A 22,165-nucleotide genomic window follows, 5' to 3' on the forward strand; every position below is an offset into this window, starting at 1 on the left:
GCCAGGAGGGCGGCGGAGAGGAGCTTTTTCATGCGGGGTTTCCTTCTGTTTACGGGGGAATCTGGTTCCAGCTAAGCCTCTGAAATCTGTGATGAAATTGCCCAGTTTGACGCGCGTCTGCGGGCCGCGCGACACGTGCGCCCGCTTAGGTAATCGTCCGTATTGAGACTATTCCCGGCAGAGCGCACTTTCAGCGAACTGCGGAGGGGACCCGCACAGGAAGAGATGGCCTGGAAGGCGCGGCTGGGACGCGCGGGGCGGCGAAACGCCTGTCCTAAGGAAAGGCTTGAACTTCCGGGCTCCAGTTGGGAACATGGGATCTTTCCCTGTTCCCGCTGGAGTGACCCCGTATGCCTGTCATCAATTTCCTGACCCAATGCGTGTTTGACGCCGGCGCGCTCAAGCAACTCGGCGCGCTTGCCAAGGGGAAGGGCATCACGCGCCCGTTCATTGTCACCGACGCCGGAATCAAGGCGTCCGGGATCCTGGCGAAGGTCGAGGATGCGCTGGGCGTGCCGCCTGCCGGTGTGTTCGCCGAGACCATCCCGAACCCGACCGAAACGCAGACCAAGCAGGCCCTGAAACTCTACAAGGAGTCAGGTGCGGACGGTATCATTGCCGTCGGCGGCGGTTCCTCGATGGACCATGCGAAAGCTATCGGCCTGCTCGCGAGCCATTCCGAGCCGCTGGAGACCTATGCCGCGATCATCGGCGGCGCCAAGAAAATCGGCAAGATTCCGCCGCTGATTGCCATTCCGACCACCGCCGGAACGGGCTCGGAAGTTTCGGTCGGCATGGTCATCATCATGGAGAATGGCCGCAAGGAAACCTTTGCCTCGCCAAACCTCATTCCGGTCGTCGCGCTGTGCGATCCGGACCTGACGCTGGGCCTGCCGGCGCACCTGACTGCCGCGACGGGCATGGACGCGCTGACGCATTGTATCGAGGCCGTGCTTACACCGTCCATCAATCCGCCTGCGGAGGGTATTGGCTATGATGGTGCGCACCGCGCATTCGGCATGGGCATGCTGAAGCGCGCCGTGAAGGACGGATCGGATGCCGAGGCACGCTGGCACATGATGATGGCGAGCTATGAAGGCGCGCTGGCCTTTGTGAAAGGGCTCGGCGGCGTACATGCGCTCAGCCATGCCGCCGGACGCCTGCACGAGAAGAAGCTGCACCACGGCACACTGAACGCCGTGTTCCTGCCGCACATCCTGCGCTTCCATAACGGCGCGGCGGACGCGAAGTATGTTCGCCTGCGCGATGTCATGGGGTTGAAGCCCAGTGCCGATCTCGCGGATGCGATACAGGATCTCAACAACGCCATCGGCATTCCGAAGACCCTGCGCGAAATGGGCCTTGCCGTCATGGATGGGCCGGGAATCGTCGAGTATGCGCTGAAAGACCTCGCGCATTTCGGGAATCCGAAACCGATGAGCGCGGACGATTATGCCCGCGTCTACGAGACCGCGCTCGGCTGAGGGCAGGGACATGGCACGGCGCTTCGCTCCGATCCTGAAGATGGCGGCCAGCCATCATGGCGGGGAGAAAGCCGTGCTGGAAAAGTCGCGCAACACGCATGCGTTGAAGAACCTGGCGAAGGTTCCGGCGGACCGTCTCCTGTCGGAGATGACGCGCTGCGTGTTCAATGCCGGCTTCAACTGGAAAGTCATCGAAGCCAAATGGGACGGGTTCGAAGCGGCCTTCGAAGGCTTCGATCCCGGACGTCTTGCCTTCTTTGGCGACGAGATGATGAGCCAGCTCGTCTCCGATCCGCGCATCGTGCGCAACGGGCAGAAGATCAAGGCGGCGCTCGAGAACGCGAAATTTGTTGCAGAGATCGAAGCGAAGGAAGGCGGCTTCGGCCGCTTCCTGGCGAAATGGCCGGGCGAGGATCAGACAGGTCTTCTGGACGTTCTGAACAAGCGCGGCTCACGCCTCGGGGGCGCAACGGGCCAATACTTCCTGCGCTTTGTGGGCTGGGACGCGTGGATCGCCTCCAGCCATGTCTGCGCGGCGCTGGTGCGCGAAGGCGTTCTGACGAAGCCGGAAGCCACAAGCAAGCGCGATCTTGCAAGCCTGCAGGCCGCCATCAACGCGTATCACGATGACAGCGGCCTGCCGCGCGCCCAGATCAGCCGGTTGCTCGCACTGAGCGTTGGCTGAACGTCCTTATGCGGACGGTACGAAGTTGCCGTGGAAGCCAGGCGGGATGCGCGCCGGAATGCGCACGGTCGCCACAGCGGGTCCTGTGAAGTCCTGTGCGTCGAGAACGACGAATTCGGAACTGTCCGTGTTCGCATCCGTGACATAGCCGATCAACCAGCCTTCATCCTCGGCGGCATTCTCATGCTTCGGCACGAAGACGAATTCGCCCGGATGCCGGCCGGGGCCGAAATCGCGCACTTCGCGGGCGCGGTTCGCTATGTCGTGCTTGAACAGCCGCGTATCGCTTACGAACGAGGCGTCATGCCGCGGGGGCAGGGCAACCACATAGGCATAGCGGTAGCCTTTGCCGGTGCGGCGTTCGTCATAGCGCGGGAACTCCTGCGGCGCGGCGTCCACCACCTCGCGCGTCACGCGTCGCGCGGCGGGATCGATCGTGAGCGATTCAAACCGCGAAGCTTGCGTGTCCGGGCCATTCATGCCGGAAGCAAACATGCTTTCGTAGACGCAGGCGTCCATTATGACTTTGCCATCATCCGTCTCGTAAGCGTTCGACGGGTGGAAGATGTAGCAGGGCTCAACGTCGCACCAGATGATGTCAGCCGCTGTGCCTTCGCGCGGAAGCAAGCCGATGCGTGCCTTGTGTTTCGGGTTCCAGTGGTAGGGGAAGGATGCGCCGCCGATCAGGGCGCCCATCGAGAAGGTCACCGGCAGGTCCATAACGATCACATAGTTCGGCGTGATCATGCAGTCATGGATCATCGGCCCGTTCTCGACAGGTATCGGCTCGTTGCGCCGGACTTTTCCGTCCGTACCCAGAACAACATGCCAGATATTGCCCGGCGCCATCGCGCTATAGCAGATCGCATGCATCTCGCCGGTTTCCGGATCTAGATGCGGGTGGGCGGAAAAGGCTTCGCCGAGCGTGCCGCCAAACGTGGAATGCTCGCGCGTATCAAGGTCCGCCGTGATCTCGACCGGGTGCCCGCCAGCCTCGACAATGGCCCACAGCTTGCCGGCATGGCCGACGATGTTGGTGTTGGCGGTGTCGGTGCGCGGATTGCGCTCGCCCGGTGCGCGCGGTTCGCCGAGTGCGTCGCTGACTGCGTTCGAGCGGACCCAGCGGTTACGATACCAGAGCGCGCGCCCGCCTTCGAGCCGGATGCCATGCAGCATCGCGTCGCCGACAAACCAGTGATGCGTCGCCGGGTTCACTTTCTGAAGCGGGTTCGGCCCGTTACGGACGTAGAGTCCGTTCAGGCCCGCCGGAATCTCGCCCGTGACTTTCAGGTCCGTGAAAATCTGCTCGCTGGAAACCGGTTGGTGAATGCCTTCCAGGAACGGGTTCGGGCTTTTCGCCTTCTTGTGCTCCTTGTTGTAGGTGCCGATCGCGATCACGCCTTTGGTGACAACGCCGCGGATGGCCGCTTCCACTGGGCTGGGCATGTGGGGACTCCTTGTCACGGTTGCCTGGGCCGGAAATATGTTTACAGTGATAACATGAGTGGAAATGATAACACTGTCAACATAAAAAATGAGGGACGCCGCTACCATCACGGCGACCTGCGGGCCGCCCTGATCGAGGCGGGCCTCGAAGAATTGCAGACCAAGCCGCCGGAAGAGGTCAGCCTGCGGGAGATTGCGCGCAAGGCGGGCGTTTCGGCGACGGCAGTTTACCGGCACTTTCCGGACAAGGCGGCGCTGCTCGGTGCGCTGTGCCTGATCGGGGCGGAGCAGATGACCGCGGCCTTCCGGGACGCCATGTCCGGCATATCCGATCCCAGGAAGGCGTTTGAAGCGATGGGGCGCGCCTATGTGCGCTTCGCGCTCGCGAATCCGTCATTGTTCCGCATGCTGATGACGCACAAGCTGGAAGAAGGCACGCCGTGGAACGCGCGGCTTGGCGAACTGGACAAGGCCTTGTCAGGCCTGCTGCCGGAGCAGGCAAGCGATGAGCAGCGCCGGGTCCGCCAGCTTCAGGCCTGGGCGCTGGTGCACGGGCTCGCCATGCTTATGCTCGACGGACAGGTCCCGGCCGATGAGGCGCTCATCGGCCAGGCAGTGAGGGTATATTTCGCCTGAGGCTTATTCTGCGTCGTACTGCGGCAGATCAAGTGCGGCTTCGATGTCGGCCCAGCTGGCGACCTTGAAATTCTGGTCGACGCCGGATTTCGGGTTGCCATCATCCTGCACGATCACGATGCCGCGAGGCCAGCCGGGAAGGGCGCCGGAGAAGACGTCGAGACCGTCCGTGTGCGTCACCGCATCGATTCCGAGATCCGGGTTTTCGGCGACGGTGAAGCTGCCGCGATGGGCGTGTGGTGCCTCGCGGTCATAGATCACGAATCGGTTGGCGGACTGCGCCGACACGACAAGCCAGCCCTTGTTCTCCTTGCCTCGCCAGATCGTCACACCTTCAACATCCGCAACCAGACCGGACAGGCCGCCGATCTCGTCAATCAGAACCGCAGCCGGCGCCTCATCGCGATAGGCGAACTTCCACAGTCCGCGGTTCTCTTCGCCGACGAAGAGCAGGCCTTGCGGCTCGTCGAAGACGCAGCCCTCTGTCTGGGTTGCGAGTTTCATGGTCTTGACCAGCTGGCCTGCTATCTCGAGTGAGCTTGCAGAGATCGCCCAGATCTCGACAGTGCCATCCTTGTAGGTAACGCCGGCATAGTCCCGGCTGCCTTCGCGGGCCGAGCAGATGCCATAGGGTTCCTGGCGGTTCGTCGGAATGTCGCCGCGATGGGACACCTCGCCCGTCGCCCGGTCGATCAGGAATATGGATATGGCATTGACCTGATCATTGCTGGCAACGGCCACGTCATAAGGACGATCCGTAGACTGACGAAGATCAACATTGTTGATGAGCCCGATCGGAAGGCGCTGAACTTCCTTGCCGGCGAGATTGTAGACGACCAGTCCTTCCTGCTTGTTCGTGCCGAGGATCAGGGACTTCGCGGCATCCACCGGATGGCGCCAGAGTGCCGGGTCATCCGCTGCATCGCCGCGCGCGCCGGCCGGGTCTGTTTCCATGGCCGCCATCACGAGACGCTGGTCCGGCAAAACCGGCGGCGCCGACGCGCAGGCGCTGATCGTCAGAATAGCGGTTGCTGAAAAGAGCAGTGAACGGAGCATAACAGGTCCCTGTGCCAGGTTGAGCGATGCGCCGCCATACCGCGGCCATGTGACAGAAAAGCGACTGTCACAAAACTTGTACCAATCCGTCACCGGATTGCGAAACTGGGATGATAGCGCCGCCGCATCTCAAACCGGGGTGTTCCATGAAAACCAGACTTTCCCTTCTTGGTGGCGTCAGCTTCGCCTGCCTTTGTGCCGGCATGGCTCTTTCCTCCGCGGCGCAGGAAACGCCAGTTGCTGTCACTGAAAGCGACGATCCGATTCTCCGCGCGGAGACGGTCGTGGTGCAAGGCGAGATCGCCTACCGCAACCGCTCGGAAGAAACTGTCCAGACGCTCGAATATGGCCAGGACTATTTCCAGCGCTTCGAGCCGCTGACGGCGGGTGACGCCCTGAAGCGGGTCCCCTCGGTCACCTTCCTGTCGGACGTGATTGAAAGCGACGGCGCCCGCCTGCGTGGTCTTGATCCGGGCTATACCCAGATCCTGATCAATGGAGAGAAAGTTCCGGGCTCCAGTGCGGACCGGTCTTTCTTCCTTGACCGTATCCCGGCCGAGCTCATTGACCGCGTTGAAATCGTCCGTTCGTCCTCGGCGCGCCGCTCGGGCGACGCCATGGCGGGTACGCTCAACATCGTGCTTCGTGACGGTTATGAGCTGGATGGCGGTTATGTCCGCGCCGGCGGCCTGTATTTCGATGATGGCGAACTGAAGGAAAGCCTTGGCGGCGTGTATGGCGGCGAACTGGGGCCGGGCCGGATCCTGCTCGGTGCCAACCTGCAGGGCCGCTACAATCCGAAGATCAAGAAGTCCCTGCGCTATGGCGACAGCCCGGAAAACAATCCCGATTTCCGCACCGACGATTTCGATAATCGCGAAGACCAAACCGATACGCGCGACGGCACCGATTATTCCTTCAACGCCGAATACGGCGTCGAAACTGGCTCTGGTCTCGATATGACCTTCTCGGGCTTCTATGTCAAAACCGACCGTACCGAGATGGAACGTTCGTTCGAGTATGACGATCCGACGGCGATCACGGGTCCGGTGCGCCGCACCGTGACCGGTAATCTGCTCACGGACAATGAGAACATCGCGTCCATCGACCAGCAGAACTATGCTCTGCGCGGCGTCATCGCACAGGACTGGTCGGCCGGCACGACGAAGGTGAAACTCGGCTTCGCAAACTTCGAAGAAGATGTCTACGAAACCGAAGACGAAATCGACTTTGACCGCGCCACGCCGCGTTATACCGGCGACCTGACCCTGACTTCGCTGGAAGACAAGGAGACGTCGGCCGAAGCCACGCACAAGTTCGACTTCGGCTCCGGCGCTGTCGAATTTGGTGTATTCTTCCAGGACAAGTCCCGCGACACGGACATTCGGACCCAGCGCAACCGGTTCAATGTGCCGGTCACGGTCCGGGATAACTGGAACCAGTTCCAGAACAATCCCAATGAACCGCGTATCGCATGGAACGCCCTCGATCCGGTCCCCGGCGGGCTGAACGAGCTCAGCGAAGAGCGCCTTGATCTCTTTGCCGTGATTGACGGTGACGCTGGCCCGCTCGCCTGGGAAGCCGGCCTGCGGTATGAAACCACGGATGTTTCGATCCGTGACTTCACGGTTGCGCCGGCTGATCAGAACCAGTCGACCAAATATGAGTTCCTTCTGCCGTCGGCACACCTGAAATATGACCTGACGAGCGTCGACCGGATTTCAGCATCGGTAGCCCGCACGGTTCGCCGTCCGAACTTCAATTTCATCACACCGGCGCTGCTTGAGGCAGAGCTTGGCGACAATGACCTCCTCGGCAATCCGGAACTCAAGCCTGAATCCGCCTGGGGTCTGGATGTCGGCTACGAGCGCCGCCTGGGCCGTCAGGGCGTGTTTGGCGTCAACGTCTTCTACCGCGACGTGTCGGATCTGATCGAGATCGCCAATACAGGCGTTGAGGGTGCGGAAGGTCCGGGAACGTTTGTTCTGCAGCCGCGCAATACGGGTGATGGCAGTGTCTACGGCATCGAATTCGATCTCTCGACGCCGCTGACATTTGCCGGCCTGCCGAATACCGGTGTGTTTGCGAACTACTCCTGGCTCGACAGCGATATCGATGATGCACTCGGTTCGCGCCGCTTCAACGACCAGTCCGAGTTCGTCTACAATTTCGGCTTCATTCACGATCTCGTTGACCTCGGTGCCGCCTTCGGTGCGACGTATCGCAAACAGGGTGACGCATTTGGCCGGATCGTGGGCGAAGAGATCACGACCTCCTATGGCGCGGATCTCGAAATCTTCGTCGAGAAGAGCTTCGGCGAAAGGTTCACGCTGCGCGCTGTCGGATCGAACCTGCTGAACGCCTCGAAAGACGAAGTGTTCAACAAGTTCACCACCATCCAGGACCAGATTGATCGCTCGTTCGATGAGTATGAGCTTGAGTCCGAAGAGGCCGGTCCGGTGTTCCAGATCATGGCGCGCTACGCTTTCTGATCTGTCTCTTTGATTTGCATAGGCGGGCCGCAGCACATTGCTGCGGCCTGTTTGCGTTTCGTCAGCGCGTGCGGCGCCACCAGGTCCCGAGTCGTTCCGTATATTCCGCAGCCGGCTCAGCCGTCAGCAGGCGGACGGTGCGCAAGGCGCGCTTCAATGCCCGGCGGCGGGCTTTTGAGATGATCCCGTCCGCATCCGCAGCGTCTGCCTTTGCAAGGCGATGCGCCGGCAGCGCCCCAATCGCTTCGCTGAGCAGGCCAAGATCACGCCATGTGCCAAGGTCGTCGCAAAGCCTCTCCCCCGCGGCGGCATAGACATCCATCACGTCCGGGAACACGTCGCGCAGCAGCTGCGTGTGATACCAATAGTCCTTCGCCCGTTTGCGCAGATCGTGCACGGGCTCCTCGTCATCCGTCGTCTCTGCGGCTGCAAGGGCGCGGCGAAGTCCCCGGTAGCTCTTGCGAAGACCAGGCTCGAGGGCGGGCCAGCCCTTGCCGGACACAGTCCAGCCTTCCGCCCGGGATTCGGCGTCTGCCATTTCCCCGGCAAAGGTTATGAGCAGTTTCGAGGTTCCCCGCGGGGCAAGGAATTTGCCGGGTGCGATCAGAGTTGTGAGACGCTCCGCCAGATCATCCGGCATCTTCAATGTGGCCAGGGTTTCCGCCATCGCGCCGCGGTCGCGGAGCGAAGACAACCGCCGGGCGGAATCGCGCAGAGCGGCAATCTCGGCCTTGGCCTCCGGCATGGCAGGGCCGATCAGACGCAGCAGCGCGCGCAGCCGCTTGGTCGCCTTGCGGCCCTCATGCACCTTTCGGCTTGCCGGCAGGCTCTTGTCCGCGAGCACTTCGCGAACCAGCAGAAATTCGCGCGCAGCAATGCGTCGAACGCCATCGGTGATGGTCCGGTCACTGGACTTGAACCTGTAGGCCATCGGTGCCGCATCGCCTCCTCGGCCCAGATTGCACAGGCAAATTGCCCGCGCCAATCCTCTCGCGCGGTCCGCGACTACAGGTTTCTGGAGCTAAGATGGGGGCTATGCCGGAGCGGCCGAATCCGCAGATACTGCCGGGCGATGTTCCAGAATCTGCAATCCCTGTTCAACAATCTCGGTCTGATCACCTGTGCGCTGGCGATTGGCGCATCCTGGGTTGCCTCGATCGTTTCGCCCAATTGCAGCTTCGACAAGCTGACCGGTGCCCGCGCCGACGGGCATGTGCGTGAACTCATTCATCGCACCAGCCCTCAGCTCGGCTTCCTCATGGCCGTGTCTGGCGGTCTGTTCCTGCTGGGCGGCAGTTGGATTGCGGGGATCATATCCTTCGTGGCCGCGTTCGGCTTCTACGCCACCCGGATGATGCTCGCCCCGAAGGAAGGCAAGAACAAGCCCGGCGTGAAAACCCGCCGCAAAGAGCAGCGCGGCACATCTGTCAGCCTGTCGCTGATCTTTACGGGCACAGCGGTGATCGCGGCCATCCTCGGGCTTTTCGGGCTCTAGCCCTTGATCAGCCAGAGGCAGCCCATCTCGTGCAACTGCCGGAAAGCCACGGTGGAGCGGTCGGCAGCTGCCCGGGCGAGCCGGCCGGCAGTCTTGCGATTTGCCGCCAGCATCAGCACACAGATCAGCAGGCCCGCCCCTGCCATCCACCAGCCGACAATCATGGCCGCAATGACGCCGAGCAGGCAGGTCAGGTAGGCAAGGGCGTCCAGCAGGCGTATGCGGATATCGAGGAACCGGCCGAAAGGTTTCAGCAATTCCGGCTGCCGGTGCAACGCCTCGGCATCAATCGCAAACTTGGTTCCCGGCACGTTTTCGTAGATCAGCGCCCGGGTCATCCGCCCGCCATCATGCGGGTTCGGCTGTGTCGACAGGAACATGTCAGGCTCCTCCATTTCGCGCCAATGCTCCGAAAATTAACAGCGCCCCGTGACCGGACCCTTCGCCTGACAGGCGAAAATCAATGCTTCATCAACACCTTGGGTTAACCCTCGCACTTTGCGCCTGGCTGGCGAGGGCCATTGCCGGATCGAAATCCCTGACTTACGCTGCACTGCAACATGAAGGGTCTGCCAAGCGATGCTCTACTCCCTTGTTGAAATGAACCGCGTGGTGATGGCCCCGATGCGCCTGGCAGCGCGAGCGGGCCGCGCGGCGCTTGCATCGCCGCTGAACCCGCTCGGACAGACGAGCTACGGCAAATCGTTGAGCGCGATGGCCGATGTGTTCGAGAGTGCGACGCGTTATTATGGCAAACCGGAATGGCGCATTGATAGTGTGCGCATCAACAGCGTTCCCGTGCCGGTCACGCCCACCCCGGTCTGGCGCTCGCCCTGGTGCCAGCTGATCCATTTCCGCAAGGATGCAGACGTCTTCGCCACCACGCAGCGCAAGAATGCGGCGCCGCTGCCGCGCCTGCTGATCGTCGCTCCGCTCTCCGGCCATTATGCCACGCTGCTGCGCGGCACAGTCGAGGGGTTCCTCGAAACGCATGATGTCTACATTACAGACTGGTCGGACGCGCGCATGGCGCCGGTCTGGCTCGGCCGGTTCGATCTTGACGATTACATCGATCATATCCGCCGTATGCTGACGGAACTCGGCGGCGGCGCACATGTGCTCGCGGTCTGCCAGCCCGGCCCGCCCGTGCTCGCCGCCATCTCGATGATGGCGGAAGATGGCGATCCTGCGCTTCCGGCCTCGATGACCTATATGGGCTCCCCGATCGATGCGCGCCGCTCGCCGACCGTACCGAACAAGCTTTCCGAAGAACGCAGCTTCGACTGGTTCGAGCAGAACATGATCCACACCGTCCCGGCGCCCTATCCGGGCATGCTGCGCCGCGTCTATCCGGGCTTCGTGCAGCTCGCCTCGTTCATGAACATGAACTGGAACCGACATGTCGACGCGCACTGGAAATTCTTCAACCACCTCGTCGGCGGCGATGGTGACAACGCGGCCAAGCATCGCGAGTTCTATGACGAATACCTCTCGGTACTCGACCTGACGGAAGAGTTTTACCTGCAGACTATCCAGCGCGTTTTCCAGGAACACCACCTGCCGCGCGGCATCTACAAGTATCGCGGCGAGCGCCTCGTGAAGCCGTCAGTGATCCGCGATGTCGCGCTGATGACGGTCGAAGGCGAGAAGGACGATATCTCCGGCATCGGCCAGACACAGGCCGCGCACGATATCTGTACCGGCATTCCGAAAGAGATGCGTACGGACTATATCCAGCCAGGTGTCGGCCATTACGGCGTGTTCAACGGTTCGCGCTTCGAAACCGAGATCGCCCCGCGCGTCACCCAGTTCACGCGCCGCTTCACGAAGCGCGAAGCCGAAGACGCCGCCGCGAAGCGTTAAACGGCGTACGGCAGGGCCTCGAAGTCGATCAGCTCGATCGCCGGCGTGAGGTGACCCTCGCGGTGCGGCTCTTCCTGCGCAAGCGCGGTGGAGAGATATTTCTTGTTGCAGTCGCTGAACACGGTCGCGACCACTGCGTCAGGCCCGAGTTTCTCCGCCGCCATAAGCGCACCAATCAGGTTCGCGCCGGATGAAATGCCCACCGCCAACCCGAATTCGCGCGCGAGCCGCTGCGCCATACGAATCGCGTCGCCATCCGAGACCGAGATCACTTCACTCAGCTCACGGAAGTTCACCAGCGCCGGAATGAAATCATCCGAGATGCCCTGAATACGGTGGCTGCCCACCTTGTGCCCGGTCGAAAGTGTCGGTGACTCCTTCGGCTCCAGCGGATGGATGCGCACGTCCGGCAGCGCCGTACGCAGCGCGCCGCCCACGCCCATCACCGTGCCGCCTGTGCCAACGCCCGCCACAAACGCGTCCGGCTTCAGCCCGAGGCGCGCCAGCTGGGCCAGCAATTCCGGCCCGGTCGTCTCCGAATGCGCGCGGGCATTGTCGCAGTTCGAGAACTGGCAGGGCAGGAACACATCCGCCCGTTCGCCCGCAAGGCGCTGCGTCGCGGCGATCGCGCCGAGGAAGCCGCCTTCCTCCCGGCTCACGAGATTGAGGCGGGCGCCTAGGCTGCGCAGCAGGCATTTGCGCTCTTCACTCATCCAGTCCGGCATGAAAATCTCAACCGGATGGCCCAGCGCGCGGCCAAGGGCAGCCAGCGCAATGCCGGCATTGCCGCTTGTCGCTTCGGCAATCGTGTCGCCCGGCTGCAGCGCGCCGGACCGGTAGGCGCGCGTCAGGATCGACAGCGCCATCCGGTCCTTGATCGAGCCGGTGAAGTTATAGTGCTCGGCCTTGGCATGGATGACGCGCTCGCGGCCCCGAAAGCGCAGGCGGATCGACACCAGCGGCGTCCGGCCGATCAGCGCGCTGAGCCCCTTCAGGCAGGGTGGCTCCCTGCCGGGGTGGGAGGCGGCAGGGAGCCTGCTGGCCATGGCGTTCCGAGTTTGCGGTTGGGACATCCGACGCTCCAGGTCAACGCCCGCAAACTCCCACATCGGCTTCCAAATTTCATTCCGGATTTTTGGTACATGGCGGTTCAAATGATCAGAACTTTCGTATATCAGGCGTTATGTCAGAAAACTTTGATGATACAGACCGGCTCTTGCTCCGCGCCCTCCAGGCCGATGCCAGTGAGTCGCTGGAAGCGCTCGCGGCGCGAGCCAGCATTTCCGTCAACACCTGCTGGCGGCGTGTGAAACGGCTGGAAGAAAGCGGGCTGCTGATGCGCCGGGTGGCACTGGTCGATCCGGAAAAGGCCGGGCTCGGGCAGACCGTGTTCGTCGCCATCCGCACGCGCGATCATTCTGCCGGCTGGCTCGAAAAATTCGCGAAGGCGGTGCGGGCCATTCCGGAAGTTGTCGAATTCTACCGCATGGCCGGAGATGTCGACTATCTGCTGAAGGTGCAGGTCGCGAGTGTGCGCGACTATGACCGCGTCTACCGCCAGCTGATCACGCGCATCGACCTTGCCGATGTCAGCGCGACCTTCGCAATGGAGTGCATCAAGAACACGACGGAGCTTCCGCTGTGATCTCGCAGTCCGGCGCGCCCTCGCTGCGTTCGATCTTCAGGACTGAGGGATAGGCCAGGAACGTCACCACCAGCGCGCCGATGGCAGCGCCGATCACTTCCCGCACGCGTCTCGACAGTTTCATCCGCAGTCTCCTCCGTTCCCGGAGCGCAGATGTGCAATCGGTATGCCGGGTGCATGTTAAGGTTAGCGGTCGCCCCGGTAGACGCTGAAATCCGGTCTTGTATGCTCGTGGTCTGAATGGTCCGCATGGTCGGCATGATCGATATGGTCATGGCCGGGAAGGGGCAGCGTCTCGATGATCAGTGCAAAGACGACCCCCGCTGCAAGTGCCGCAATGCCGCGTCCTGGCGACACTTCCGTGAGCGGCTTCATCATTGGGCCGGTTGCCACATAAACCAGCAGACCGGCCGAGACGGCATAGAGCGCGGCGATGGCGTCCACGCCCAATCCGGTTACGAATACGCCGGAGACCAGCGCGCCGAGCGGTGTCGTCGCACCCGCAGCCAGAAAGGCCCAGATCAGTGCATCGCGTACTCTGAAACCATGCCGGGCAAGGATCGCAAACGCGATGATGCCTTCGGCAAACTCGTGCATGATCAGCCCGACCGAGGCGTAGACGCCCGACGCAAAGCTCGCTGCGAAGGCGACGGAATAGATCACGCCGTCGAAGAAGGAATGCACGGCGACGGCCAGCAGCGGCGTGATCGCTTCGGCACGGGCCTGCGTATTGTGGCCTTCCGGCAGGAAGGTGCGCACCGCAAAACTGAGCAGAAGTCCGGCAAAGAACCCGCCGAGCAGGAACTTCGCCGCATCATGTCCTGCGGCCAGCGCTTCTGGAACGACATGCAAAAGGCACAGCGTGATCAACATGCCGCCGGCGGAGAGCGCGAACAGGCCGGACTGGCGCGCCGACCAGTCGCTGCGCAGCGCCACGGCGATCAGGCCGAGCGAGGTGACAACAGCGGCAATTAGGCCAAAGGAAACAGAGGCCTGCAGGGAAATCGGCATGGGGCGGGCGGTTCCGTTAATATCGACAGGAAGCGGCTGGAAGACGGGTCGCCCGGCGCTTGCGAAAAGTGTTATAATGTTTCATTATCGCCTTGGCGAGCGGTAAATTCCGCGCTGACCTGTTTTCCAATGTCCCACCTGCCCCGGAGCCTCCCATGCTGCTGTCCCGAACCCCTGTCTTAGCGTTGATGGCCTCCGCCGGCCTCGCCCTTCTGTCGGCCTGCGGCGCCAGCGAAACACCGGCGCAGCAACCGGCGCCGGCCGAGGAGCCGGAAGTGCAGGCAGAAGCGGCCGGGGAAGAGCATGCCGAAGACGCGCAGGCGCATGAGAGCGAAGCCAAGGCGGATGATCACGACCACGACCATGATCACGGCTCAAGCGGCGCTGGCGCTGCGCATGTGCACGGCGCTGCAGAACTGGCGCTGAGCTGGGAAGGCAGCAAGCTGACGGGCGAGCTGATTTCGCCGCTGGCAAATTTCGGACTGTCGGAAGCGGAAGGCGTGATCAGCGATGCGGTTCTGGCCGAACTGCCGGGGCTGGTGATGATAACGGGCGGCAATTGCACGGCTGAGCCGCCGGTGGCGAAGGTCGATAAATCGACAGGACACACCGATGCGCACATCAAATTGTCCTGGACCTGCGCGAATCCGCCTGGAGTTTCATCCCTGACCTTCTCGGGTTTTCCAGCTTTTTCCAGCTTTGAACGGGTGAACGCGATCTACCTGACAGACACCGTCCAGAAGGCGGGCGAACTGTCGCCTTCCTCGCCGAGCCTTTCCCTGAAATAAGGCAGGCATGACCAACACCGTTATTGGCATCGAGAATGTCCGGTTCGCCTGGGCGCGCGGGCCTGAAGTGCTGAGCATTCCGGCGTTTTCGCTTCAGCGCGGTGAGCGCGTTTTCCTGCGCGGGCCGTCAGGCTCCGGCAAGTCGACCCTTCTGGGCCTGATCGCCGGCGTGCTGGCACCTCAGGCGGGCATGATCCGGGTGCTGGATCAGGACATGTCGGCTCTGTCGGCAGCGAAGCGGGACAAGCTCCGGGCTGATCATGTCGGCGTGATTTTCCAGATGTTCAATCTGGTGCCGTACCTTTCGGTGACCGGGAACGTTCTGCTGCCGCTGCGCTTTTCGGCCTCTCGCCGGAAGGCGGCCGGGCCGGATGCGGAAGGGGAGGCGCGGCGACTGCTCGCGCGCCTTGGCCTGACAGATGAAGCGCTGCTAAGCCGGCGGGTATCAGACCTTTCGGTCGGTCAGCAGCAGCGGGTTGCGGCGGCGCGTGCGCTGATCGGGGCGCCGGACCTGATCATCGCCGACGAGCCGACCTCGGCGCTCGATGCCGATGCGCGCGACCGGTTCATCTCGCTGCTTTCGGAAGAAGTCGAACGCTCCGGCGCAAGCCTCTTGTTCGTCAGCCATGACGCGAGCCTTGCGCCGCTGTTCACGCGCGCGGTCGATCTTTCCGCCATCAACCGGGCAGGGGCGCTGGCATGATCGCGCTGCTCTCTCTCGCCTGGCGCAGCCTGCTCAACCGCAAGGGCTCGGTGATCCTCACCATTCTCGCGGTGGCGCTCTCCGTCGCCCTGTTCCTCGGGGTCGAGAAGGCGCGCAACGGGGCGCGGGAAGGGTTCGGCAACACGATTTCGGGAACGGATCTGATCGTCGGCGCGCCGACGGGTTCGGTGAACCTCCTGCTCTACACCGTGTTCCGGATGGGCAATGCGACGGCGGAGATTTCCTGGCCGACCTATCAGCAGATCGCGGCGCGCGAGGATATCGCCTGGACCGTGCCGATCTCGCTTGGCGACAACCATCTCGGCTACCGGGTGATGGGCACGACCACGGATTATTTCGAACACTACAAGCATGGCGGCGGCAAGCCGCTGAAGATTGCGGAAGGCGCGATCTTTGACGACCTGTTCGATGCTGTGATCGGCGCTGAAGTGGCACGCGATCTTGGCTATACAGTGGGCACGCCGCTGGTGCTGACGCACGGGCTGGGCTCTGCCGGCTTCGAAGCGGCGCATGATAACCGGCCTTTCCGGGTTGTTGGCATCCTCAAACCCACCGGCACGCCGGTTGATCGCTCGGTGCATGTCTCGCTGGAAGCGATCACGGCGATCCATGTTGGCTGGGAATCGGGCGCGAAGAATCCGCTTGCTGACACGATCACCGAAGAGATGATCCGTTCCTTCAACCTGACCCCGCGCACCGTCACAGCCGTGTTCGTCGGCCTCGAGCGCAAGGGCACGATCCTGACGACGCGCCGCGCCATCAACACCAACAAGGGCGAGCCGCTGATGGCGATCATCCCCGGCGAGGCGCTGGCGGAACTCTGGAGCGTCACCGCCGTGGCCGAGCGCGCGCTGCTGGCCGTTTCGGCCTTCGTCATCGCCGTCGGTCTTGTCTCGATCCTTACCTCGATCCTGACCAGCCTCAACGAGCGCCGGCGCGAGATGTCGATTCTCCGGGCGACCGGCGCGCGGCCTCATCACATCTTCCTGCTGCTGGTGCTGGAGGCCGGCCTTGTCGGTTTCATCGGCGCCGTGCTCGGGATTGTTCTCGTATATGTGATCCTCGGCGCGCTCGCCCCGATGCTGCAGGCCCAGTATGGTGTCGCCTTCGGTACCGGGCTTCCGGGCCGTGTCGACCTGACCGTGCTGGGCGCCGTGACGGGGGCCTCCCTGCTGATCGGCGCGGTTCCGGCGATCGCGGCGATGCGCCGGTCCCTTGCAGACGGGCTGAGCGTCCGCCTGTAGGAAGCGCGCCCGGAAGATGTGAAATCAGGTGCTGGCAGGATGCTGCCGGCAGCCTTAAAAGGATGGCATGACCTCTCAGATGAAACCGATTACCGCCGCCTTTCTCTCGCTCGCGCTTGTGGCCTGCGGCGCCGCAGGCACGGACACCGCCGAAGCCGCGCCGCCCGCCGCGAAGACGGTTCCCAGCGCATCCGGCCCGGCCCGTCCGGTGGCCAAGCCTGCCCAGACGGCTGAGGAGCGCGCCGCTGCCCGCGCCGAGAAGGCCGCCCAGCGCGCCGCCGAGCGCAAGAAGATGGACGAAGACCTCGCCGCCCGCGGCGTGAAGCGCATCGGCTGGGAAGACCTGATGCCGGAAGGCGAGAATGAACGCCTTGCGCAGATGTACCAGGCACAGATGGCGATGCTGTTCTCCAGCCCGGTCGCCGAAGGCGGCGCCGGCGATGTCGGCATCCAGATCGGCACGTTCAACACCGTGAAGGAACTGAACGGCAAGAAGATCATGATCCCCGGCTATACCGTGCCGTTCGAGTTCGGCCCGGATGCGCAGATCAAGGAATTCCTGCTCGTGCCGCAATTCGGCCAGTGCCTGCACAATCCTCCGCCGCCGCCGAACCAGACCATCTTCGTGATGGCCGACAAGGCGATCAAGATGAAAGACCTGGCCCAGGCGGTCTGGATCGAAGGCACGATCTATACCCAGATCCAGGAGAGCGAGCTGGCGGATGCCGCCTACACGATCAAGCTCGACCGGATCACGGAGTACACCTATTGAGCGGGCCTGACCCGTCGCGGCTGAAAGTGGTCGCCTGGGATTTCGACGGCGTGCTCAACCGGAACATCGAGCAGGGCACGTTCCTCTGGTCGAAGACCTTCGAGCAGGATCTTGGCCTGTCACTGCAATCCTTTAGCCGCTACCTGTTCGGCGGGCGCTTCCAGAAGGCGATGGTGGGCGAGGCCTGCCTGAAGGACCTCGTGACCGAATGGAGCGAGCAGAACGGCGCGGCCGGCCGGGCAGGGGAAATCCTCGACTACTGGTTCCGGACAGACGCCATGCCGGACCACGACACGCTCGGGATCGTCCGTGGACTGAAGGCGCGCGGTATCGGCAATGTGATGGCGACCAACAACGAAGTGCACCGCACGCATTTCATCGAGCATGACATGGGCTTCGGCGCCCACATGGACCGCATCTTCGCCGCTGGCCGGATGAAGATCGCCAAACCGGACAGCGCTTATTTCGCGCATATCGAAGAGACGCTGGAGATTGATCCGGCGCATATCCTGCTGGTCGACGACCTGCACGAGAACGTGCTCGCCGCCCGCGGAAGAGGCTGGCAGGCCTTCCACTTCACCCCCGGTTCGCACGGCGATCTGTCCAATGCGCTGGGTTTGCAGCCCTAGAGCCTGATCCATCGCGGAGCGGGGATCAAAGCAGCCCTGAGCGTGGTTCATGTGAGGCGCCTTAGCGCCGATACGGAACCACAAAAGAAAGAAGGGCGACCGTCTGGCCGCCCCTCACTACTCTACTCGGGTACTCTACTATTCATCACAATGCAGGTGATTCCCTAACACCGGATGAACGGCTGGCGCCCCTAGCTCTGCTTGGCGAGCAGGTTGCGGATTTCTTCCAGCAGCACTTCCTGGCGCGGCGGGGCCGGCGGTGGTGCGGCGGCTTCGGCCTTCTTGAGGTTGTTCATGGCCTTGATGATCATGAACATCACAAAGGCGACGATGATGAAGGAGATGACGGCAGAGATGAACGCGCCAAGCTCGATGATGGCGGCCTCTTTCACGACGGCGCCGGCGGCGTCGAGTTCTGCCGGGACGATGGTGAACTTCAGCGCCGACAGATCGATGCCGCCCATGATCGGTGCGAGAACCGGCAGGAAGACGCCCTGGATGAAGGCGGTGACCACGGTGGCGAAGGCGCCGCCCATGACAAAGCCCACGGCCATGTCGATGAGGTTGCCCTTCATCGCGAATTCTTTGAATTCCTTCAGCATTTCTACCCCTTTGCAGTGCCCTGGAGCGTTATGCACTCCGGTTTCAGTTTGCGGGGTTCGGACCGAGCGTCAAGCTGGGACCGCATGAAAGGCGAGCAATGAAGGCGGCTTATCGCGCCTCGGGATCGTCGCCGCCATTGACGCGGGCCCGCAGTTCCTTGCCGGCCTTGAAGAAGGGAACCGCCTTGGCGGGCACCTTGACGGCCTCGCCGGTGCGGGGGTTTCGCCCCTTGCGGGCATCGCGCTTGCGGACCGAAAACGCACCGAAGCCGCGCAGCTCCACCCGGTCGCCGCGTGCAAGGGCGCCGCCGATCTCATCCAGAATGACATTGACGACCTTCTCCACATCTTCGTGGCGGAGGTGCGGGTATTCCGCTGCAAGTTTGTCAATCAGCTGAGATTTCAACATCCTGTTGATATTAAACGCATTTGCGGCGGAAGCGCTAGGCCCCCGCCGCAAACATTGCCTTTTTTTCAGGGGCTGGCCCGTTCCGGGCTGCCCGCTGGCAGGTCTCAGCCCATCAGGGCTTCGGCCTGGCCTTTCCAGTCATCGCGTTCCATGCGGCCCTGGAAGGCCAGCTCTTCCTCGAGGCTGGCGACCTGATCGGCCGACAGGGCCGCGATCTGCCAGAAGTGGAAGATGCCGGCATCGTGCAGCTTCTTCTCGAAGGCCGGGCCGACGCCTTTGATCTTTTTCAGATCGTCGGCATTGCCCTGCGGGGCCGTCAGACGGCCGCGGGCGTCAAGCGACTTGGCATCGCCCTTCGCAGCAGCCGGAGCGGCCTTGGCCTTGCCCTTGGCACCCGAAGAGGCGAGGGCGGCTCCGAGGATGTCGCCGAGCGAGGCACCGGCATCGGCCGAGCCGTACTGGGCAACCGCTTCAGCTTCCTCGGCGATTTCGAGGGCCTTGATCGACAGCGAGACGCGGCGCGTGGCCCGGTCAACGGTGATGACCTTGGCATCGACCTTGTCGCCGACCGCGAAACGCTCAGGCCGTTGGTCAGCCCGGTCGCGCGAGAGGTCGGAGCGGCGGATGAAGGAGCGGATCGCCGGCGAGCCGAACTCGACTTCGATACCGCCCGAGGTCACTTCGGTGACGGTGCAGGTCACGGTCGCGCCGCGCTTCACACCGGCATCGCCAGCCGCTTCGATCGGGTCGCCTGACAGCTGCTTGATGCCGAGCGAAATACGCTCCTTGTCAACGTCGACATCGAGGACTTTCGCCTTGACGCGGTCGCCCTTGGTGAAGCCTTCGATCGCCTGATCGCCGGGCTTGTCCCAGGAGATGTCGTTGATGTGCACCATGCCGTCCAGGTCCGGGCCGAGGCCGACGAACAGGCCGAACTCGGTGATGCCGCGGACTTCGCCCTCGATTTCCGAGCCGACGGGATGTTCGGCAAGGAAGGCGTTCCACGGATTGTCCATGGTCTGCTTGAGGCCGAGTGAGATGCGGCGCTTGTCGCTGTCGACATCCAGCACTTCCACATCGACTTCCTGCGAGGTCGAGAGGATCTTGCCGGGGTGGACGTTCTTCTTGGTCCAGCTCATTTCGGAGACGTGGATCAGGCCTTCGACACCATCTTCCAGTTCCACGAACGCGCCGTAGTCGGTGATGTTGGTGACGATACCCTTGAGGCGTGCGCCGGTCGGGTAGCGGGCCGAGATGTTGCTCCACGGATCGGAGCCCAGCTGTTTCATGCCGAGCGAGATACGCTGGGTTTCGGGGTTGATCTTGATGATCTGGACTTCGACTTCCTGGCCCACTTCGACCACCTGCGAGGGGTGGTTGATGCGCTTGTAGGACATGTCGGTGACGTGCAGCAGGCCATCGATGCCGCCGAGGTCAACGAACGCACCGTAATCGGTGATGTTCTTGACGACGCCCTTGCGCACATCGCCTTCGGCCATGTCGGACACGATTTCGGCGCGCTGTTCGGCGCGGCTCTCTTCGAGGATCGCACGGCGCGAGACAACGATGTTGCCGCGAACGCGGTCGAGCTTCAGGATCGCGAAGGGCTGAACTTCGCCCATCAGCGGGCCGACATCGCGCACCGGGCGGATATCGACCTGCGACCCCGGAAGGAAGGCGTTGACGCCGCCGAGGTCGACCGTGAAGCCGCCCTTGACGCGGCCGGAGATGGCACCCTTGACGGGCTCGCCCTTCGAGAAGGACTTCTCGAGCTTGATCCAGCGCTCTTCGCGGCGGGCCTTGTCGCGCGAGAGGACGGCTTCGCCGAGAGCGTTCTCGATCCGGTCGAGGTAAACATCGACTATGTCGCCGGGGGCCGGCTGCTTGTCTTCGAGGGCAAATTCCTTTGACGGAATGCGGCCTTCGGTCTTCAGGCCGATATCGACGACGATGGCGTCATTGTCGATACGCAGGACAGTTGCCGGGATAACCTGGCCTTCCTGCATGGCTGCGGCCGCGGCCGAGCCTTCGAACATGGCGGCAAAATCGTCCGGGGTAGGGTTCATCTTGTTGGTCATGGGGTCTCCGGTAAGAGGCAGCGAATGGTTCAAAGGCGGGCGCGCACCATTGCGGCCTGCGGACATTCAGCCCCTGAGGGTCTTTTCTGTAGCGGCGCCGCCTGTTTGGATTTGAGCCCCTGAAAGGCCCTCAGGCAGTTTTTCCACGCGCGAGCGCCGCCTCGGCGGCCGCCAGCGCTTTTTCCACAGCCGCGTCTATAGTGAGGTCGGTGGTATCGATCAAGATGGCATCGGCGGCCATGGCAGCCGGGGCGTCTGCCCGGCCCTGATCGCGGGAATCGCGGATTTTAAGCTGTTCGATCACCGATTCCAGCGTCACCTGTTCACCATGCCCAATCAGTTCCTTCCAGCGACGCACCCCGCGCTGGGTCACATCGGCGTCCACCCACAGCTTCACATCGGCGTCCGGGGCGATGACCGTGCCGATATCCCGGCCATCCAGCAGGGCGCCCCCTTCGCGGGTGGCAAAGGCGCGCTGCAGCTCGAACAGGGCCTGGCGGACAGACGGAATGGCGGCCACCACGCTCGCCGCCTTGCCGGCCTCGGCGGAGCGCAGCTCGTGTTCGACGAAGTCATTCAGGTCCAGCGTGCGGGCAATGTCGGCCAGCGGCCCGGCCGCATCCAGTGCCACGCCCTGCTTCAGCGCAGCAACGGCGACGGCGCGGTAAAGGCGGCCGGTATCCATGTGCGGCAGGCAGTAATACGCCGCCAGCCGCTTCGCGATGGTGCCTTTGCCGGAGGCCGTGGTGCCGTCAATTGCGATGATCATGGAGGCGGGGAGTGCGGCAGGGCAGGTGGGGAGTCAAGCCGGGGTTTCTTGGCTGCGCGCGCTCCGCGCTTGCTGCTTGCGGCTGTTCCCTCGCCTTCGGCTCGGTGCCGCTGCGCCTTCGCTTCGCTCGTGGGGCGCTCCCCACAAGCAAAGCGCAGGCGCAGGTGCCGCGGGCGCAAGCCCGCGAACAGCGCCGAGCAGCAAGCCCGGAGGGCGCGCAGCTTTAACGCGGCGCCATGCGGATTCCTCCGTCGAGCCGGATGCACTGGCCGTTGAAATAGCTGTTCGTGGCCAGTTGCAGCGCCAGCGAGGCATATTCTTCCGGCTTGCCGAGGCG

At 63.0% G+C, this 22,165-nt stretch carries 22 protein-coding genes and 2 pseudogenes; 12 read left to right on the forward strand and 12 right to left on the reverse strand.

Features of this window, described 5'->3' with window-relative positions; genetic code table 11:
- The first annotated feature begins 350 nt into the window (after positions 1-350).
- Positions 351-1,484, forward strand: coding sequence for an iron-containing alcohol dehydrogenase (locus tag ACK4TE_RS14215; protein WP_409912192.1), 1,134 nt, complete (start codon positions 351-353; stop codon positions 1,482-1,484).
- A 10-nt stretch (positions 1,485-1,494) separates the two neighbouring features.
- A complete protein-coding gene (locus ACK4TE_RS14220) occupies positions 1,495-2,169 on the forward strand; it encodes a DNA-3-methyladenine glycosylase I (RefSeq protein ID WP_409912193.1) in 675 nt (224 codons plus the stop codon).
- A gap of 6 nt (positions 2,170-2,175) precedes the next feature.
- On the opposite strand, the gene ACK4TE_RS14225 is transcribed toward ACK4TE_RS14220, so the two are convergent.
- Positions 2,176-3,615, reverse strand: a complete 1,440-nt coding sequence (locus ACK4TE_RS14225) for a carotenoid oxygenase family protein (protein ID WP_409912194.1) — start codon at positions 3,613-3,615, stop codon at positions 2,176-2,178.
- 54 nt (positions 3,616-3,669) lie between these two features.
- On the opposite strand from ACK4TE_RS14225, the gene ACK4TE_RS14230 reads away from it, so the two are divergent.
- On the forward strand, positions 3,670-4,251 hold the full coding sequence (locus tag ACK4TE_RS14230; RefSeq protein WP_409912195.1) for a TetR/AcrR family transcriptional regulator: 582 nt from the start codon (positions 3,670-3,672) through the stop codon (positions 4,249-4,251).
- 3 nt (positions 4,252-4,254) lie between these two features.
- Here ACK4TE_RS14230 and ACK4TE_RS14235 read toward each other — a convergent pair whose 3' ends face one another.
- Entirely contained in the window at positions 4,255-5,307 is a 1,053-nt protein-coding gene (locus tag ACK4TE_RS14235) for a phytase (protein ID WP_409912196.1), read from the reverse strand.
- Between the two features lie 146 nt (positions 5,308-5,453).
- On the opposite strand from ACK4TE_RS14235, the gene ACK4TE_RS14240 reads away from it, so the two are divergent.
- A complete protein-coding gene (locus ACK4TE_RS14240; RefSeq protein ID WP_409912197.1) occupies positions 5,454-7,799 on the forward strand; it encodes a TonB-dependent receptor plug domain-containing protein in 2,346 nt (781 codons plus the stop codon).
- 61 nt (positions 7,800-7,860) lie between these two features.
- Here ACK4TE_RS14240 and ACK4TE_RS14245 read toward each other — a convergent pair whose 3' ends face one another.
- Positions 7,861-8,730: a CHAD domain-containing protein gene (locus ACK4TE_RS14245; protein ID WP_409912198.1), complete on the reverse strand. Its 870-nt coding sequence runs from the start codon at positions 8,728-8,730 to the stop codon at positions 7,861-7,863.
- 141 nt (positions 8,731-8,871) lie between these two features.
- Here ACK4TE_RS14245 and ACK4TE_RS14250 point away from each other — a divergent pair, with 141 nt between their 5' ends.
- The gene (locus tag ACK4TE_RS14250) at positions 8,872-9,294 is read left to right on the forward strand and encodes a hypothetical protein (protein WP_409912199.1); all 423 of its coding nucleotides are present in this window, start codon (positions 8,872-8,874) and stop codon (positions 9,292-9,294) included.
- Here the strand turns inward: ACK4TE_RS14250 and ACK4TE_RS14255 are convergent.
- Positions 9,291-9,674, reverse strand: coding sequence for a hypothetical protein (locus ACK4TE_RS14255; protein WP_409912200.1), 384 nt, complete (start codon positions 9,672-9,674; stop codon positions 9,291-9,293). The two genes, ACK4TE_RS14250 and ACK4TE_RS14255, sit on opposite strands and share 4 nt — an antisense overlap.
- A gap of 199 nt (positions 9,675-9,873) precedes the next feature.
- On the opposite strand from ACK4TE_RS14255, the gene ACK4TE_RS14260 reads away from it, so the two are divergent.
- Entirely contained in the window at positions 9,874-11,157 is a 1,284-nt protein-coding gene (locus tag ACK4TE_RS14260; RefSeq protein ID WP_409912201.1) for a polyhydroxyalkanoate depolymerase, read from the forward strand.
- Here ACK4TE_RS14260 and ACK4TE_RS14265 read toward each other — a convergent pair.
- Entirely contained in the window at positions 11,154-12,203 is a 1,050-nt protein-coding gene (locus ACK4TE_RS14265) for a PLP-dependent cysteine synthase family protein (protein ID WP_409912202.1), read from the reverse strand. The two genes, ACK4TE_RS14260 and ACK4TE_RS14265, sit on opposite strands and share 4 nt — an antisense overlap.
- Before the next feature lie 137 nt (positions 12,204-12,340).
- Between ACK4TE_RS14265 and ACK4TE_RS14270 the strand changes: the two genes are divergently transcribed.
- The gene (locus tag ACK4TE_RS14270; RefSeq protein ID WP_409912203.1) at positions 12,341-12,802 is read left to right on the forward strand and encodes an Lrp/AsnC family transcriptional regulator; all 462 of its coding nucleotides are present in this window, start codon (positions 12,341-12,343) and stop codon (positions 12,800-12,802) included.
- Here ACK4TE_RS14270 and ACK4TE_RS14275 read toward each other — a convergent pair.
- On the reverse strand, positions 12,774-12,926 hold the full coding sequence (locus ACK4TE_RS14275) for a hypothetical protein (RefSeq protein WP_409912204.1): 153 nt from the start codon (positions 12,924-12,926) through the stop codon (positions 12,774-12,776). The genes ACK4TE_RS14270 and ACK4TE_RS14275 overlap by 29 nt on opposite strands.
- Before the next feature lie 62 nt (positions 12,927-12,988).
- Positions 12,989-13,813, reverse strand: a complete 825-nt coding sequence (locus ACK4TE_RS14280; RefSeq protein WP_409912205.1) for a ZIP family metal transporter — start codon at positions 13,811-13,813, stop codon at positions 12,989-12,991.
- A gap of 155 nt (positions 13,814-13,968) precedes the next feature.
- Here ACK4TE_RS14280 and ACK4TE_RS14285 point away from each other — a divergent pair, with 155 nt between their 5' ends.
- The 5 genes from ACK4TE_RS14285 (at position 13,969) to ACK4TE_RS14305 (ending at position 17,970) form a co-directional block, all read left to right on the forward strand.
- Positions 13,969-14,601, forward strand: coding sequence for a DUF2796 domain-containing protein (locus ACK4TE_RS14285; RefSeq protein WP_409912206.1), 633 nt, complete (start codon positions 13,969-13,971; stop codon positions 14,599-14,601).
- Between the two features lie 7 nt (positions 14,602-14,608).
- Positions 14,609-15,304 (forward strand): ABC transporter ATP-binding protein, encoded by a 696-nt coding sequence (locus tag ACK4TE_RS14290; RefSeq protein WP_409912207.1) that lies wholly within the window; start codon positions 14,609-14,611, stop codon positions 15,302-15,304.
- Complete coding sequence (locus tag ACK4TE_RS14295; protein ID WP_409912208.1) at positions 15,301-16,569, forward strand: ABC transporter permease; 1,269 nt, start codon at positions 15,301-15,303, stop codon at positions 16,567-16,569. Before ACK4TE_RS14290 ends, ACK4TE_RS14295 begins: the two co-directional genes overlap by 4 nt.
- Before the next feature lie 79 nt (positions 16,570-16,648).
- Positions 16,649-17,341 (forward strand): DUF3299 domain-containing protein, encoded by a 693-nt coding sequence (locus ACK4TE_RS14300; RefSeq protein WP_409912209.1) that lies wholly within the window; start codon positions 16,649-16,651, stop codon positions 17,339-17,341.
- Positions 17,338-17,970 carry an HAD-IA family hydrolase gene (locus ACK4TE_RS14305; RefSeq protein WP_409912210.1) on the forward strand — a complete coding sequence of 211 codons (633 nt, stop codon included), beginning with the start codon at positions 17,338-17,340 and terminating at the stop codon, positions 17,968-17,970. The genes ACK4TE_RS14300 and ACK4TE_RS14305 overlap by 4 nt, the downstream gene beginning before the upstream one ends.
- Positions 17,971-18,161: 191 nt before the next feature.
- On the opposite strand, the gene mscL is transcribed toward ACK4TE_RS14305, so the two are convergent.
- The 5 genes and pseudogenes from mscL to ACK4TE_RS14330 all read right to left on the reverse strand — a co-directional run.
- Positions 18,162-18,572: a large conductance mechanosensitive channel protein MscL gene (gene mscL / locus ACK4TE_RS14310; protein WP_409912211.1), complete on the reverse strand. Its 411-nt coding sequence runs from the start codon at positions 18,570-18,572 to the stop codon at positions 18,162-18,164.
- A gap of 109 nt (positions 18,573-18,681) precedes the next feature.
- Positions 18,682-18,981 carry an integration host factor subunit beta gene (locus ACK4TE_RS14315; RefSeq protein WP_409912212.1) on the reverse strand — a complete coding sequence of 100 codons (300 nt, stop codon included), beginning with the start codon at positions 18,979-18,981 and terminating at the stop codon, positions 18,682-18,684.
- Positions 18,982-19,376: 395 nt separating this feature from the next.
- Positions 19,377-21,047: pseudogene (gene rpsA / locus ACK4TE_RS14320) on the reverse strand (30S ribosomal protein S1); the annotation flags it as partial.
- 142 nt (positions 21,048-21,189) lie between these two features.
- On the reverse strand, positions 21,190-21,828 hold the full coding sequence (gene cmk, locus ACK4TE_RS14325; RefSeq protein WP_409912213.1) for a (d)CMP kinase: 639 nt from the start codon (positions 21,826-21,828) through the stop codon (positions 21,190-21,192).
- Between the two features lie 223 nt (positions 21,829-22,051).
- Positions 22,052-22,165, reverse strand: a pseudogene (locus ACK4TE_RS14330) (3-hydroxy-2-methylbutyryl-CoA dehydrogenase); the annotation flags it as partial.

Origin of the sequence: Hyphomonas sp., assembly GCF_046313975.1 — a bacterium.
Taxonomy (GTDB): Bacteria; Pseudomonadota; Alphaproteobacteria; order Caulobacterales; family Hyphomonadaceae; genus Hyphomonas.